Raw genomic sequence first — 15,575 nt, 5'->3', positions numbered from 1 at the left:
ATTACAAGCTGGCCGTACGGCAGGAAGATCCCCACTACGGAAACGCCGGTGTGCTGGAGTCGGAACTGCCGGTCTTTGTGCCGCTGCTGGAGCAAGCGGGGGTCACCAGTTTCCATGTAACGCTGGCCAATCACAGTGAGCTCAGCGACACAATCCCCCCCAGAAACCATCCGGAATTCGGCGGTGAAGGCTGCTTTTTGAAATTCTGCGATCAGGTGCGTGCCCTTACAAAGCTCCCCATCTGCGGTGTGGGCGGGCTCACCGACCCGGACTTTGTAGAGGAACAGCTGCGCTCCGGGCGCATCGACTGCGCCGCCATGAGCCGCCAGCTCACCGCTGACCCGGACTGGCCCCGGAAAATCCAGGAGGGCCGTGTGAAAGAAATCCACCGCTGCGTCCGCTGCAACAAGGAGTGCCTGGGCGGCATGATGGCCCACCGGGGCGTTCACTGCATCTATGAAAGGAAGGAAATCACATGAGTTACGCCATTGTTTTCAGCAGCCGTACAGGCAACACCGCCCTGCTGGCTCAGGCCATCCGGGAGACACTGCCGCAGGGGGAGTGTGTCTACTTCGGCGCTCCCGACCCCGGAGCCCTGGCAGCGGACACCCTTTACGTAGGCTTCTGGACCGACAAAGGGACCTGTGACACGTCCATCGCCGCATTTTTGAAGGAACTAACCAATCAGCGGGTATTCCTGTTTGGTACCGCCGGATTCGGCGGATCCCCTGCCTATTTCGAGCAGATTTTGGGCCGGGTACGGGAAAATCTGGTCGCAGAGGTCCAGGTGACCGGAACCTACATGTGCCAGGGAAAGATGCCGCAGGCCGTGCGGGACCGCTACGAAGCCATGGAGGACAGTCCCCGGCGCACCCTCATGCTGGAGAATTTCGACCGTGCCCTCTCCCATCCGGATGAGGAGGATCTTGCAAAACTCCGGGCAGCTGTGACGGTGTAAGCGGCCGCTCTGCCGAACTTCGCCGCGCTTGCTCAGCGCTCAAAGGCAGAGGGGGCATCCTTGTGGATGTCCCCTCTGCCTTTTCTTGCCCGCTTTGTGTCTCCCGAACTGGGAAAAGCCGGAAAAGTATCTGGTCAGAAAATGCCGCCTGTGCTATACTTCATAGTAAGGACTCCCAGCAAAATCCGGGAAATTCTGACAGGAGGAATGTGTATGAAAAAGATCGGTTCCCTGTTCCTGGCCCTGGCGTTGGTCCTCAGCCTGACGCTGCCGGTTTCGGCGGCAGAGGAGGCCTCCTATCCGGTTCTGGAAGGCGGCGTGCAGGAAATTCAAAAGTATGGCAATCTGGTTCTGGACATTGACCCGGCAGAGGTGGAGAAAGGCGGCTACACCTACGGCGATTTGCTGCAGATCACCGTGGATGGAATCGAATACGAAATGCCGCTTTGCACCAACTACTCCGACGTAGACACTGGCGCCCTGGTGCTGCGGGACAGCGAAGGCGTGCTGATCGCCGCCATCAATATGGGGGATTTTGCCACTGCCAGCGGTCTTGCCACGAAAACCACCGCCGCGGACGGCTCCTATACCTGGGTGTTCCCTGCGGGGAAATCCCTAGAGGATATCACCGTCACCCTCTCCATGAAGGAGCCCGGCGGCTACCACGACCAGTATCTCATCCACCAGCTCACCCGCACCGATAACCGGGCGGACTATTCCTCCGACGCGGTATTTGCCAACTTCCGCAATGTAGCAGTGGGAGAACTGGGAGAAAACGCACTCTTCCGCAGCAGCAGCCCCATGAATAACGAGCTGGGCCGGGCCGCTTACGCAGATGCATTGGCCAAGGCCAACGGCATCCAGACCGTCATGAATCTGGCCGACTCCGATGCGCTGATCGAGGGTTACATCGCCGCAGACGGCTTCAACTCCCCCTATTACCAGTCCCTGTTTGAAGCTGGAAAGGTCAAGGCGCTGAACCTGGGTGTGGACTTCAGCGCCGCGGACTTCAAGGCGGGCCTGGCTGATGGACTGCGTTTTCTGGCGGAACACGAAGGGCCCTACCTGGTCCACTGCAACGAGGGCAAGGACCGGGCCGGATTTGCCTCCGCCCTGCTGGAATGCCTGATGGGCGCCACCTACGAGGAAGTTGTGACGGATTACATGACCTCGTATGTGAACTACTACCATCTGAAAGCAGGGAGCGAACAGTATGAGGCAGTGAAAAACAGCAACATCGTCTCCATCCTCACTGCCATCACCGGAGCCACGGAGGGAACGGATCTCTCCAAGGTGGATCTTGCGGCCGCGGCCTCCAACTACATGCTCAGCGCCGGTCTGAGCCAGGCGGAGCTGGATTCCCTGCGGGCAAACTTGGCCAAGAATTACAGCCTCCCCGCGGAGGAATCCCCTGCCGAGCCCCCGGTCCAGACACCTGCGGAGGAACCCTCCGCTCAGACGCCGGCACAGGCCACCTACACCGTCGCCGCCGGCGATTGCCTCTGGAACATCGCCCAGAAGCTCTACGGCACCGGCACCCGCTGGCCGGAGCTTTACGAGGCCAACCGCACCATCATCCGTGATCCCAACCAGATTCAGATCGGTCAGGTCCTCACTGTCCCGGCCGCCTGAGCCGTTTCCTGAACATGCAAAGCGAGACCGCCGGAAAGGGCGGTCTCGCTTTTGGTCTTGGTGTCTTTTTCTGTCCACTTACAGGCCCAATCCATAGACCCGGTTGGCGTTTTGAAAAAACACCTGCTCCCAGTGCTCTTCCGGGATCAGGCGGCGGATAAACGCCACATAGGTACCCAGGTTGACGATCGGCCAGTCCGTTCCAAAGAGCAGATCGTCCCAGCGGTCAATGGCCGTCAGCCATGTGCGCAGCAAAGAGAGGTACCCCGCCTGACGGCTGAAATAGTCCTCCAGGTCCACCGGCCCCTCCAACAGGCCGGAGAGGTCCGCGGACACATTGGGGTTTTTCTCCACCACTGCCGCCGCGGCATCCAGAAAGGGATTGCCAAAGTGACACATGACAAAATGGGTGTCCGGATGGTCCGCTGCCGCTTCATCCAGCGCCAACGGATGGCAGTATTTGAGATAGGCCCGGGGATGGGCAGTAAGTCCCATATGCACCGCCACCGGCTTTTTGTACTGTGCCGCCAGCGCGTAGAGCGGCTCATAGATGGGGTCTGTCAGAGCGATCCGGTTATATCCCGGGTAGAGCTTGATCCCGCAGCAGCGTTCCCGCTGCAGATGCTCCTCCACCCGCTCCACCAGATCCGGCAGCGGCCGCCCGCTGTCGTCCATCAGCGAACCGTCCAGCCCCGCGCAGTAATGGAACAAATCTCCGGGGCCGGGCTGTTCTCCTGTTTTGAGGCTGTGGTTGCCCATGACCACTCCATGGACGATCCCCAGCTCCCGGTATGCCTGGCGCAGATGCTCCGCGCTGTTATGATGGCCCACGTTCCGGGCCATCTCCTCCGCCCATGCCTTATTCTCCGGAAAAAGATGCAGATGGGCGTCAATGATCTTCATAATAGTTCTCTCCTTTTGCAAGGTACGCTCCAGCTCTGGCGGCCAGTTTTTTATTATAGCACTGTTTCATCCGTCAGAGCAAGCGTATCAAAAAAAAGCAGCCCAAAGGCTGCTTTTTTTGATGCATCAGCGCCGCTCCCGCAGGCGCCCCTCATACTCCCGCAGGCATCCCAGTGCCTCTTTGGACATGGGGAGGATCACCGCGATGTTGAAAATGGTCATCAATCCGATGCCCACGTCCCCCAGGTCCCACACGAACGTATAGGTCGCCATGCCGCCGATAAAGAGCATCACCAGCGCCAGCACCTTATAGCCCGTCTGCGAGACCCAGTTGTCTCCAAACAGATATGCCACGTTGGATCGGGCGTAGAACAAAATGCCGATAAACGTGGAAAAGCTGAACAGCCACAGAACCAGAGCAATGAACACCACGCCGAACTGCCCCAGGTGATACTGCATGGACGCCTGCAGCAGATCCATGCCCTGCAGCCCCGCGATGTTTTTCTCCGGCGTCACCAGCATAATCAGCGCCGTGCAGCTGCAGATGACAATGGTATCAATGAACACGCCCAGCGCCTGCAGCAGTCCCGCCTTGGCCGGATGGCTCACATCCGCCGCAGCCGCAGCGCAGGGAGCGGAACCAGACCCCGCCTCGTTGGAAAACAACCCCCGCTTCACACCGTTCATCAGTACGGCGCCAAAACCGCCCGCCACTGCCTGACGAATGCCGAAGGCCTCCTCAAAAATCCGCTGGAACACAGAGGGCAGCAGTGCCGCGTTTTTCACCAGCAGCACCACCGTAATGAGGAAATAGCATCCCGCCATCACAGGCACCAGCACATCCAGCACCTTGACCGTGGCATTTTTCCGCAGCACGATCACCGCCGCCAGGAGAACCAGCAGCAGCGTGGAGTACAGCGGCGGCACCTGGAAGGCGTTTTCAAAGGCGCTGGAGACGGAATTGCTGATGACTTGGCTGATACCGCACCAGCAAATGAGGCCCGAGATGGCAAAAAGCACCGCCACCAGGGAATAGCGCCGCTTCTTCCCGCCCAGCTTTCGCTGGACAAACGCGTGGATATAATATGCGGGGCCGCCCCGATACCCGCCGTACAGCGGGTCCTTCTCCTTATAAAGCTGAGCCAGCGTCGCCTCCACAAATGCCGTGGAGGACCCCAGCAGTGCCGAGACCCACATCCAGAACACCGCGCCTGCGCCGCCGGCAGAGATGGCCGCCACAACGCCCACCAGATTTCCCATACCCACTCGGGTGGCCGTGGAGACGATCAGGGTCTGAAGGCCGGAGATGGCGTGTCCCCGCTCTCCGGTGCGCTTTTCCACAGTCAGCCGCAGCATTTCCGGGAACATGCGGACGGGCAGCACCCGGGTTCGGATGGTAAAGTAAATGCCGGTGGGAATCAGCAGCAGCACCAGTAAAGAGATCCCCGCCGAGCCGCCGCCCGGCAGGGGAATGGTGAACAGATCTCCCCACAAAAAATTATAAACCGTAGAGATGAGCTGGATAATCAGTTCCATTGGATGTGTCTCCCTTTCTCTGTGTACCCGCCTGGTCCGGTACACAGAAGCGGGGTTGATTTTCTTGTTTTCCAGTATATAATAGGGTTATTCATTTGTAAAATAGATAATTTCAATCCAGATTATCTAAAATTTCGATTTAAAAAGGACCGTTGTCATGGATCTCCGGAATTTAAAAACTTTTATCTCCGTGGCGGAGCTGGCCAGTTTCACCCGGGCCGCAGAGCAGCTTGGATTCTCTCAATCCACGGTATCCTTTCAGATCAAGCAGCTGGAGCGGGAGCTGGGTGCCCACCTGTTTGAGCGCACCCGGCATGCCATGAAGCTGACGGACCAGGGCCGGGAGGTTCTGCGCTACGCCTACCAGATGGATAAACTGACCCAGGATCTGACGGAGGACCTGCATGCAAAAGAAGAGATCACCGGCCATGTCCGCCTGGCCACGGCGGACTCACTGTGCAGCCGCCTGGGCCGTACCTTCCGGGGGTTCTGGGCCCTCTATCCCGGAATCAGTCTGAAGATCGTTACCGCTGGGACGGAGTCTCTCTTCCGGCTCCTGCGGCACAATGAGGTGGACCTGGTTTTGACGCTGGACAGCCATATTTACAACACAGAGTACCGCCTGATCCGGGAGACACAAATTGATACCCATTTTGTGGCGCCGCCGGAGTGTCCCCTGTGCCGCAAAAGCGCTTTGTCTGTGAGGGAACTGATGGATTATCCGTTTTTGCTGACGGAAAAGGGCATGAGCTACCGGCGGCTGATGGACGAGGGCCTGGCGGCCCGCTCCCTGGAAATTCAGCCGCTGCTGGAAACCAGTGATACGGAGCTGCTCTGCCAACTGGTATCCCAGGGGGCTGGCTGCTCCTTTCTCCCGGATTACGCAACGGATGCCGCCGTGGCAGCCGGACAGCTGGTCCGCCTCCCGGTAGCGGACTTTGAAATCAAAGTCTGGAAACAGCTGTTCTGCCACCGGGACAAGTGGATCTCTCCACAGCTGCAGGCCGTGATGGATTACTGTGCGGATTTTTGAACGCAAGATTCCCGGCTGAGGGTAGCCTCGGCCGGGAATCTCATTTTCGCCACGCAAGCGTTTCAGCTACAGGCCAAACTTCGGTGCAAGGACAGCTTTGCCGTTTCCAATCATTCGAAAGATGGTGTCTATCTTTATCATTGTAAATTTGGGTTGTGGATGATACTATAAAAGTGACATGTTATATATTTTTTTGACATAAGGCAAGCAAAATATGTAATAGGTGGACAACAATATGTATTCTTATTCTGATGATATAGCATTTGCACAGTATGTCCTCGCGAAATATGGAGGAAGAGTTGGCGCTTTACACTCTCTCGATCAAAGATTTGAAATGGAATGCAAAAAATTAGAGGGGGAGTGCGCTGCAAAAAATGGAAGGAATTATAGCGTTAGAATATATTTGCTTACTATTGCTGGAAATAGGATAAAGCCTTTAACAGATCAAGATGCCGATTTAAAGATTACTTGCTATCGTTATGCAGGAGCTTCATGCAGACAGCAGGTAATATATTATTTGCCAGATCTATTGGCCACTGCACAATTTGAGTGGACAAATGACCCTGTGTGGTATAGAGAATATCTTACATCAGAACTTGCAAAAGCATACCAAGGAGAGCGTATGTATCAAAAAGCAGCCACTTTATATGAAAAGTTATACTATCAACACCCAGAAAAAAGTCATTATGCTGTTGGACTAATCAATATGTTGAATTGTATGGGAAGTTTTGATACTTCTTTGCAACTTCTCGAAAATATAAAGCAGTCCGAAATGTATAAAATGTCAGGAAAGCAATATCGGGCGCTTATAGAGCACCAAGGAAAGATGCACCAAAAAGGCCACGAAAAGAAATGGGGAATTAAGAGAGGTATTAAATTTAAAATTAAAAATTTCCTATTTGGTATTAAACATAGAATTGAACCAATTAACAGATACAAAGAGGAAATTGATATGGCCGAATTATCCACGGGAGAAGCTATAGTATCTGCAAGAAATAAATCTGATTATGAATGGCTCGCAATCAATCTTCCTGATATGTGTCCGAAATCATTCTCCGGGTATATGCGCATGAAGAATCAGAATACAAAAAATTTCATGAAGATTGCGAAGTGTAGTATAGAAAGGGGAAGAGATATTACAATTGCTGACATTTATACAGAACAAGCCAAAAAACTAGCAGATATTAAGAAGTTAAAAACGGTAAATGTATAATATGTAATAGACATAGAAGACAACTGTGAAGGGGCATATGTGTTTTGTTTCTGCTTTCTCTGTACGGTGTTGCTCTTGAAAAATCCAAGGTTAAAAATGAAACGGCATAGATACTGCTGGCTTTTCGCCAGTGGCATCTATACCGTTTTGCTATTATGGTGGAGTAAAAGAGAGCCATACGAACCGCGTGGGTTCGTATGGCTCTCTTGTGGCTAATCGCAACACTATAGATGCCAGTAATATTTCGAAACTTTACATCTCTATAGACCACAAACCTAAAATATGCCTTTGCAATGCAAAACGTTATCATTGCCTTCTGCCATTCCGATATGCTCTATACATCATGTCCTTGTCTGCTGCCCAATAGGTAATATTTCGAAAGTCTTTTTTAATAATTTTGTTAATTGCATAAGGATTTATGAAAAGCCAAGTATTTTTGTTGGTGTATTCTTCGTATAAATCTGCACTACTAAATAAAATTCCCGATATTCCAGTATATTCCGGATTGCAAAAAATCGCACTGTCAATTATTTGGTGATTCCATTTTTCAATACGAGGTTGAAAAGCATATCCTTGACCTATTATTTCTTGCGTTTTAGAATTAATGGTAATGGTTGGATTGCCTTTTCCAAGTAGCACACCTGTAAATTCAATTCCGTTCATTTCTGGATTTATAATCATCTCTTGAGATAATGAACCAAGGCCTAAGAAAATTATGTAGGGAAGGTTGGCGGACATTGTTCCCGCAGCTATGTGTTTTTGGTAAAATTCTTTCTTATCTCGGAGTGAACTTGTAAGCCTGCTATAAAGGAGAATCTCTTTTTTGCCATAGTCGATAAGTTTACCTAAAGTATTATAAACGCAAAACTTAGCTAACCCATTTGTATCTGCATTTCCAGCAGTACTACAAACACATTCAATCTGGTATCTTTTGTTCAAAATGTAGTCGCATCCGGCCTGGTGATGACTATCATCTGCAACACGAATTTCTCCAAAGCTATTCAAAAATGGTAGTGCTTTAATTTCATGCGCCAGTGAATAATATGTATCGCTTATAATACTGATCTGTGATCCAGGCATATGCTCAGCATGTTTTAATCTCCCTATGCGAAAATTTATTTCGTCCGAAGAGAAACCGCTCCGAGATAAAACTTTACACATGTAATCTGTATATTCCGAGACTTTCAACTGTGATTCTCCTTACTATCTAAGCTCCTTATCGCTTTTGACCAATTAGCCTCACCATCGTCACCCGCATTGCTGGATCCAACCAAAGGTGAAAGTCCAAGGCAATTTCTGAGTGTGCGGTTACGCCGCCACCTTTGCCTTGCTTTACTGTCATCCCTATTGCTTGTGTCCTTTTCACCCAGAGGCTTGGCGTGATTGTCAGGGACGAGGATCGTGCCTGCTGCATTAGCTCTTTACACGCAGCATCATCGAAATCCGGATTTTCTGCCATTTCCCACTGGCGTAAGAACTCTAATGTATTTCTGCTGCGCATCCAGCTTTGGATCACATACCCAGGAGATTCTTCAGAATACTCTTTGGCCAGTTGAGTCAGCGATATCGGGCCGTTATCTGCATTCGCTCTTATGTAGCGCCTTATGATTTCGGTGTAGGTAAAGATTCTTTCAAAGTCTTTTCTCTTTTCTTCGTTGAGAGAATCGTAAAAGTCTTTTCTGATCCCGGGTACAAAATCCGGGAAAACCAAGTTCTTTGAAACGAGCGTCCCCAGCACAGAATCAAATTGAAGTGCAAGCCGCGTATACAGTTCGCTGAGTTCTTTCTCTGTCATACTGCATCCTCCGCTTTTTGTTTCAGTATAACACAGAAGGAGATGGTTAGATAGAGCTCTACAAGATCATAGTGCCGGAGATTGATACCGAGTAGCTTTTCTGGGGTTGCCGGCTTTGTCGTAGTCGATATTACATCTGCGACTCTTTTCAAATTGGACATCCATATAGATTTTAGTTCCAACGATTGGGATATACTTCGCATTGGACAAGAGCTTATCGATTGCTGCTCTTGTCCAGCGTTCTTTTCCGGTAGGGGAAGGAATCCTTCTCTCAGAAAGCATGTCTGCAACTTTGCCGAGGCTGGCTCCGGAAAGATAGCAGTCAAAAATCATGCGGACGACTTCCGCTTTCTCTTGGCAGATGATAAAGTTATTGCTTTCCAGTTGATAACCATAGGGAATACGCATGTTTACATATCTCCTTTGCTAAAACAATAATATACGCAGGTTTAGAAACGGAGCTTTCTCCGCCCAAACCTGCGTTACAAAACAATATTTATGGAGTAATCACCAATCAACAGTGGTGTTTCTGGTGCAAACTGACGAGAAAAAGCAAAACCTGCGTATAACTATGGTTATACGCAGGTTTTGTCTACTTTGTGATGCTGATACAATCTGAACCTCCGTCCGAAAATGGGCGGTGCACAGCAAGGTTCTTCAAACCGCATGGCCGCAATTATATACCCGCTTAATAATAGTTCTTCCTTTCACCAAAATCTTTTTAGTGAACTCCGTCAGTCTGCTGAAGTATCCTATTTGACAGGAACAATACCGCTAGTGCGCCATGGGTGGGCCACGCCCCGGCCAAACGGCCAACACGCTCCATTAACACTCAATTAATTGAAGCATTATATGACACAAAATCTTCTAGGTAAAGCACTTCCCACATTAGATAAAAATTTTCAAAACCCAGAATCACTCATGACCTAGAATGAGCCAAGGACTGTCGTTCCTTTCGTGGAATCTTGGTTTTACCCTGCTCCAGATGTACATCAACAAGTTCCCTGCGGTTATATACGTTGACATTCCCAAGAGCTTTATCTTTGATGAGATTTTGTAGCACTTTTGAATCTCCGTCATCAGACAGGAAGATGCCGCAGCCGCAGATCAAACACATAACTACTGAGTGGACCTCTCCTAAACTAGCCCCTTTCTTCCATCCAGTAAATATCTTCTCTCCCGATAGTGGAAGGTCTTCCCCCCTTAGATCTCGATAAAGGTTTGTCATCAAAAAGGTGTAGTAGGCCTTTTTCCCAGGATCATTTTGATGAATATCTACGAATTCAGCCTTATTGAGTATGTTCCGATCAAACAGCATGGCAATTCGAGGCGCATCTTTCAACAACTCATGTTCGTAGACAAGTGGGTGCATTACAATAGAAAGACCTAGTTCAGAAAAGATGGTATTCAAACGTTCTGCTAGGATCTCATCAGTCAAATGCGCCTCAGCTAAATGCCCTGTAAAATCATTGTCGATGACGGCAGTATTACCATCAAGTATCATTGTGAATCAAGCCCTTCTTGCGAGTCAATAGAGAAAGAATGATTCATCTCAGGTGATACCTCCGGTGCAGTAGGAAGATCAAATCTTTCTCTCATCAAATTAATCTTTTGTTCAGAAATTAAATGCCTTTTTTCAGCAATGTCCAGGTTTTCGGCAAGCCCCTCAATCCACTTTTTGTTAGAGGGATTCTTTAACTTGACATAGCCAAATTCGTTGATGAAACTTTTTACTAATTTCGAAAGGAACTCCGTGGGAATAACCTCACCATTGAATAAAGTCTCGACCGTGTTCTGCTTTAAGAATCCTGTTTCAACCAAACGAAGTGAAACAGCCTTGAGAGGCGCAAAGAATTGATTCATCAAATGGACAATAATTTTTATCAGATTTATATAAGTGATAGATCTTTTCTCAGAAGTAATGTATTCACCTAACTGTAAACGGACCGCCGCCTTGAATTCCTCTCTTGGCATAAGCAACACAGCCGCAAAACGATTAATAATTGGCTCTGCGAATTCAGGAGCTATCTCACAATGCTCAATCACAAAACGGTCCACATTCCAAATATGGCCTAACTCATGAGCTGCAGTGAAAGCCTGCTTCTCCAACGTTTGGGCTGTATTAATAAAAACAAAATCATGACAGGTGCCTTTGGCAAAGGGAATGTCCTTTACACGAAACCCATTGTTTTCTTCATTTTCCAACGGATAGTACACGACGGTACAGTATCTGTCAAGAAGGTCAAGCACGTCTTCTCTTAAGAGGCGGTTCGGGAAGATGCTGTATAGATTATCTTCCTGAAATTTTTGCGCGATCAGCTGCTGGACGCACGTCTCCACCTGATTCGGCAAAACAGAAAAGTCATTCATACCCTTCGCTCCTTAATAAAAAGGGCATGGTAAAAACCATGCCTTTCTATATCTACTGATGCATATCAACTGCGTTGACCACATCTACATAGTCATCAATAAAATCTAGAATCTTTTCGCGATTTTCTGGGTCCTGAAAATCGTTCATACAGTGAACAACAGTTGCGTTGTAATGTTTGGGATCTCCCGCCAGCAACTTTTCAACTGTAGTATGGAATAACTCTGCCAATCTTGACACTTGCCCAAAAGATGCGTATGCCCGACCTTTTAGCAAGGATTCTACCTGAAAATCAGAACAGTCAAGGACACGGCCCAGATCAGAGTTAGACAGGCGGTTCTTTTCAGCTAGGAAGCTCACATAATTTCCAAACATGCGAGCACTCTGCATACCCATTCCTCCTTTTCTGACCGTTTACAATATAGTATGTAAGAAATCGTAATATGATACTACATTTTAAACGAGAAGTCAAATATTTTTCTAAAATTATTATAATTCAATCATTAATGTCTGTCAATCGCAACATCTCCGAGTTAATTCATGTTCAATAACAACATCTTGATATCCTTATGATAAGCACCACAAAATAAGAACATGTTAAACCCCAAATCTCATTATGAAGTATAAGTACACTTATCCGTCTCTAATAAATCATGATTATTGAAAGAAAGTTGCATCCTGCTATGCAACAACTCCATTATCGAAAGCAAACTAACCTCTAAATCATTTCGGTCTAGGCTATCAACTGTTTGTCCAGTTCTGTGTATGGATGTAACGGCCAAGGATGCAATCTTCTGATGATCCACCCATGAAGCGTTTTTACACAGACTGATTTCCATACCGGAAATAAACCTGAATCAAGTTTATCTATCAGATCTAGGCATTGGAAAAGATCAGATCAGCACATTGATTTGCGTGACAACGCCGTGTTGTGCTGCTCTTTTCTCCGGTATCACTCGTTCAAGTGTAGTCAGGTATTCACTTGATTTTCCAGTGTAGCATAACTCCCCCTTTTCATTTTCATCATGTCCCATGTCAAGTGTACTACAGAGATCAATCTTCTCATATGCGAAATCACTGATTTGCCGCAACAGCTCTGCCTTAGACCAGCCACACTGCGAAGTAGGCCGAATATACCAATGCCGCTGATCCATGGACAGGTCCGCCTACAGGATGACCACGTTCTGAGTCCACCCAATCATGAGAGCTTCGTGTCGAATGTTAGATGCGGTTTCATAGGTACAGAAAAAGTCCCGCATCCGGAAAAGATTCCGAGGTGAAAATCCAGAGTTGTTGGAATGCTTGGCCGCAAGATACTCCGCTGCCGCCACTTCCGCTCCTTTTTCTGTTCTGACGCTGACCAATTTCCCGATTTCGAGATACAGCTCCAACTGCGGCAGTTTTCTTTGCATCACCTGATCCAAACCAGTGTACATCGCACTGTAAACAACAGGCTTTCGGATATTCATGGACTTCTCCTTTCCGGCGCGAAGCGCCTTATTCTGCAGATCACGGCAAAGAGAAATACGGCATAACTCTGCCGCACTCCTCTTTGCCGTGACTCTATATGACCTGCACAATCTGTTCCCAGAGCAGGATATGCTTATTGTCAATTGCCTGATTGCGATGGCTGTGCCCAAACAGCCAATAATGATACCGGGCTTTTTCCCGGATCTCTTGGAGAAAATCCGTAAAGGGGTTTGCCTCATTGTGACAGTTAATAGCCATAGCCAGATTTGTTGGGGCACAGTGGGTTATGATGTAGTCTACCGCCCAGTCATGTTCTTCAAGACTATGTCGGACTCTGGTGTACTCCTCCTCCGAAGGCAGTTCCTCCGGCCAGCAGGTATATCCCAGCTCTTGATACCGTCGCCGCCCTAGGATCTGGCGCATCATGAGCCGGGTTTCAAAGTCCGGTGCCTTTGGTTCCAGGATTCCATCCTCCACATCATGGCTCTTGGCCCCGCCCAGGGTGAAGGAGGTATATCCTTGAAGCTCAAACACCTGCCCACGCATGAGGTGCAAGATGTTGGACCGTACCCGATGCACCATTTCTCCATGCCACATCTCAAGCGAAAATCCAGAAAGCAGTGTGTAGTTTTCATGGTTTCCATCCACCCAGAGGGTCGTCCAGGGCTTACCATTCAGCCAATCCAGCCAATAGTTTTCCTTCTCAGGACTCTCCCAGAGGACCCCGAAGTCACCACAGATGATATCACAATCGTTACGGGTCATATTGGTTTGTTCCGGGAAGTATTTGCGGCCAAACCGGCGGAAGGTCTCGTGGCAGTCTCCCGTGGCATAGACACTCATGCCGTTACACTCCTTTCGCCTTTTTCCAATGTCTGCTCGATCTCCACGCCGCTGTGGAATGTCACTTTAATCCTGGCTTCATCCAGCACCGTCACCTTTTCCAGCGGCTGATAGAGATCCTCTTTCCACTCTGTAATCTCTGCCGCAACACCAGTTAGTACTGCTTCTGCAGCTTTGGTTCGGCGGCACACCTGCTTATTTTCCCGGTGGAGCTTCTCCTCCTGTGTCCTGCGCCCCCTCAATTCTGTCATGGCAGTGGAGATGCGGCGGAATTGCTCCGCATTTTCCGAACCATCTAGAGATTGCAGTTCTTCTCAACAACTGATCGGACCGGCTTGACAGATCCTCCAAAGCCCGATCGATATCAGAAATGCTTAAGGCCTCGCCAGAGATGGGAAGCATTTCCTGTCTCAAGGCACTTATCAGCTGGTCTTTCAAATCGCCACGACTGACCATCACTCGGTTGACAGCGGCCAAAATTGTTTGCTTCAATATTTCTTCGTTGATAATAGCGGAGTGCTTGCAGTATTTAGTCCCGTAGGCCAACCGGCTGATGCATCGCCACACCACTCGCTGGTATTCCTTTCGTGTTCAAACACATTGGCGGTAAACAGTTCCGCACTCGCCGCAGAAGAGGAGTTTGCTGAGCATATACTTGCCGCTGTACTTACACCGACCTATGGGGGCGCTCTTTCTGGTCCCGCCGGAGCTTGCCCACCGGCGGGCAAGCTCCACCAGATGGACATTAGACGAACACCTATTTTTTCAAAGGTGGCTTTGCCGTAAGGATGTGGCGGTGATGTCAAAAGAAGAAATAGCGATCGCGGCTTTTAAGTCTTGGTCACTATTTTCTATGCACATCCTTGAGTATCCTACCTAATTGTGATAAAGTAAAATAAAAAGATTTTAAATGATGGTGGAAATACTTTGAAAATTTATAAGATTAAAAACTCCCTTAAAAAAATACAATGCAGATCAAGCTTAATTCTTAGTTTTCCCCATTTCTGGATATGTATATTAATAATATTGCTGGCTATTGCATCTCTTGCAATTTCTTCCATATTATATAAAAATGCCCAAGAATATTTATCTTCAGTTTTTGCAAATATTTTTGCTGGACTTGTTACAGGACTGGTCATTTGTTTGCTCTCTGGTGTAAAACAGCTTTACATTGCAAAGTTAGAAAACAAGAAAAACTGGCTGGAACATATCCGCAGTATGATTTGTGAGTACAATGATTTTTTTCAAAAGTTAATGAAAAAACCATTTGCTTCATTTGATGGTGATGAAGAATTGTTTGCTTTTATATACGATGTTGGCGCACATGCTAATTGGGTTAATGAGGATATTTTGCAAAGCACATTTGATAGGTTGCTTTCATTCAATCCACGCAATTATTGCAAAAAACATTTAAACTATGATGCATATGCTCTTTCGAAAGACTTTTGCGAATTACATGATAATCTATACGAAATAGATATTTGTTATCCAAGCAAAAAGGAAATCATACATTATTTTGATAAAGTGCATAAAAGCCTTATGCAACTGTACTCAAACGCTCATAGAGAACTACATGATATAGATATTAGACTCCATGAAATAGAAAAAACGATCATTTGAATAATGAATAAAGGGAGTAGTTAGAATCATGTATTCTGGCTACTCCCTTTATAATGTTTTCCGACTGTACTATTTTTTGCACTTTAGTCTGCGGTAGTGTCAACAGTTTTGCGCAAATTGGTTTGCAGACTTTGAGATGAATGAAATCAGCCATCAAAGGAAGTGTCCTCAAGGGCCACCTCCAGGTGCCTCATGTTCATGTAC

Annotated in this window: 17 protein-coding genes and 1 pseudogene; 6 read left to right on the top strand and 12 right to left on the bottom strand. The window is 48.3% G+C overall.

Annotated features, from left to right (window positions below; genetic code table 11):
- The 3 genes and pseudogenes from QZL67_RS07215 to QZL67_RS07205 all read left to right on the top strand — a co-directional run.
- Nucleotides 1-479: pseudogene (locus QZL67_RS07215) on the top strand (NADH:flavin oxidoreductase); the annotation flags it as partial.
- Entirely contained in the window at nucleotides 476-958 is a 483-nt protein-coding gene (gene bilS, locus QZL67_RS07210) for a flavodoxin family protein BilS (protein WP_022290064.1), read from the top strand. The pseudogene QZL67_RS07215 and the gene bilS, both read left to right, overlap by 4 nt.
- 213 nt (nucleotides 959-1,171) lie before the next feature.
- Nucleotides 1,172-2,590, top strand: coding sequence for a tyrosine-protein phosphatase (locus tag QZL67_RS07205; protein WP_022290063.1), 1,419 nt, complete (start codon nucleotides 1,172-1,174; stop codon nucleotides 2,588-2,590).
- Nucleotides 2,591-2,668: 78 nt separating this feature from the next.
- Here the strand turns inward: QZL67_RS07205 and QZL67_RS07200 are convergent, their stop codons facing one another.
- Nucleotides 2,669-3,493: an amidohydrolase family protein gene (locus QZL67_RS07200; RefSeq protein WP_022290062.1), complete on the bottom strand. Its 825-nt coding sequence runs from the start codon at nucleotides 3,491-3,493 to the stop codon at nucleotides 2,669-2,671.
- A gap of 126 nt (nucleotides 3,494-3,619) precedes the next feature.
- Nucleotides 3,620-5,029 (bottom strand): sodium:alanine symporter family protein, encoded by a 1,410-nt coding sequence (locus QZL67_RS07195; protein WP_022290061.1) that lies wholly within the window; start codon nucleotides 5,027-5,029, stop codon nucleotides 3,620-3,622.
- Nucleotides 5,030-5,186: 157 nt separating this feature from the next.
- Between QZL67_RS07195 and QZL67_RS07190 the strand changes: the two genes are divergently transcribed.
- Nucleotides 5,187-6,062: a LysR family transcriptional regulator gene (locus tag QZL67_RS07190; RefSeq protein WP_022290060.1), complete on the top strand. Its 876-nt coding sequence runs from the start codon at nucleotides 5,187-5,189 to the stop codon at nucleotides 6,060-6,062.
- 235 nt (nucleotides 6,063-6,297) lie between these two features.
- Nucleotides 6,298-7,275, top strand: a complete 978-nt coding sequence (locus QZL67_RS07185; RefSeq protein WP_022290059.1) for a hypothetical protein — start codon at nucleotides 6,298-6,300, stop codon at nucleotides 7,273-7,275.
- 306 nt (nucleotides 7,276-7,581) lie between these two features.
- Here QZL67_RS07185 and QZL67_RS07180 read toward each other — a convergent pair whose 3' ends face one another.
- The 10 genes from QZL67_RS07180 to QZL67_RS07135 all read right to left on the bottom strand — a co-directional run bounded on the left by QZL67_RS07180 (nucleotide 7,582) and on the right by QZL67_RS07135 (nucleotide 13,942).
- Nucleotides 7,582-8,463, bottom strand: coding sequence for a hypothetical protein (locus QZL67_RS07180; RefSeq protein WP_022290058.1), 882 nt, complete (start codon nucleotides 8,461-8,463; stop codon nucleotides 7,582-7,584).
- 28 nt (nucleotides 8,464-8,491) lie between these two features.
- Nucleotides 8,492-9,070, bottom strand: a complete 579-nt coding sequence (locus QZL67_RS07175; RefSeq protein ID WP_022290057.1) for a KilA-N domain-containing protein — start codon at nucleotides 9,068-9,070, stop codon at nucleotides 8,492-8,494.
- Between the two features lie 66 nt (nucleotides 9,071-9,136).
- A complete protein-coding gene (locus tag QZL67_RS07170) occupies nucleotides 9,137-9,478 on the bottom strand; it encodes a recombinase family protein (protein ID WP_022290056.1) in 342 nt (113 codons plus the stop codon).
- 511 nt (nucleotides 9,479-9,989) lie between these two features.
- Complete coding sequence (locus tag QZL67_RS07165) at nucleotides 9,990-10,574, bottom strand: hypothetical protein (RefSeq protein ID WP_022290055.1); 585 nt, start codon at nucleotides 10,572-10,574, stop codon at nucleotides 9,990-9,992.
- Nucleotides 10,571-11,440 carry an ImmA/IrrE family metallo-endopeptidase gene (locus tag QZL67_RS07160; protein ID WP_022290054.1) on the bottom strand — a complete coding sequence of 290 codons (870 nt, stop codon included), beginning with the start codon at nucleotides 11,438-11,440 and terminating at the stop codon, nucleotides 10,571-10,573. Before QZL67_RS07160 ends, QZL67_RS07165 begins: the two co-directional genes overlap by 4 nt.
- 52 nt (nucleotides 11,441-11,492) lie before the next feature.
- Nucleotides 11,493-11,828, bottom strand: a complete 336-nt coding sequence (locus QZL67_RS07155) for a hypothetical protein (RefSeq protein ID WP_022290053.1) — start codon at nucleotides 11,826-11,828, stop codon at nucleotides 11,493-11,495.
- Nucleotides 11,829-12,331: 503 nt separating this feature from the next.
- On the bottom strand, nucleotides 12,332-12,592 hold the full coding sequence (locus QZL67_RS07150; protein ID WP_292920066.1) for a hypothetical protein: 261 nt from the start codon (nucleotides 12,590-12,592) through the stop codon (nucleotides 12,332-12,334).
- 12 nt (nucleotides 12,593-12,604) lie between these two features.
- Nucleotides 12,605-12,907 carry a DUF1016 N-terminal domain-containing protein gene (locus tag QZL67_RS07145; protein WP_022290052.1) on the bottom strand — a complete coding sequence of 101 codons (303 nt, stop codon included), beginning with the start codon at nucleotides 12,905-12,907 and terminating at the stop codon, nucleotides 12,605-12,607.
- A gap of 94 nt (nucleotides 12,908-13,001) precedes the next feature.
- On the bottom strand, nucleotides 13,002-13,751 hold the full coding sequence (locus QZL67_RS07140; protein WP_022290051.1) for a metallophosphoesterase: 750 nt from the start codon (nucleotides 13,749-13,751) through the stop codon (nucleotides 13,002-13,004).
- Nucleotides 13,748-13,942, bottom strand: coding sequence for a hypothetical protein (locus QZL67_RS07135; protein ID WP_292920064.1), 195 nt, complete (start codon nucleotides 13,940-13,942; stop codon nucleotides 13,748-13,750). The genes QZL67_RS07140 and QZL67_RS07135 overlap by 4 nt, the downstream gene beginning before the upstream one ends.
- Before the next feature lie 736 nt (nucleotides 13,943-14,678).
- Here QZL67_RS07135 and QZL67_RS07130 point away from each other — a divergent pair.
- Nucleotides 14,679-15,371 (top strand): hypothetical protein, encoded by a 693-nt coding sequence (locus QZL67_RS07130; RefSeq protein ID WP_022290050.1) that lies wholly within the window; start codon nucleotides 14,679-14,681, stop codon nucleotides 15,369-15,371.
- Nucleotides 15,372-15,575 lie beyond the last annotated feature (204 nt).

Origin of the sequence: Oscillibacter sp. CAG:155, from assembly GCA_000436875.1 — a bacterium.
Taxonomy (GTDB): Bacteria; Bacillota; Clostridia; order Oscillospirales; family Oscillospiraceae; genus Oscillibacter.
This window is presented reverse-complemented; position numbering and strand designations above follow the sequence as displayed.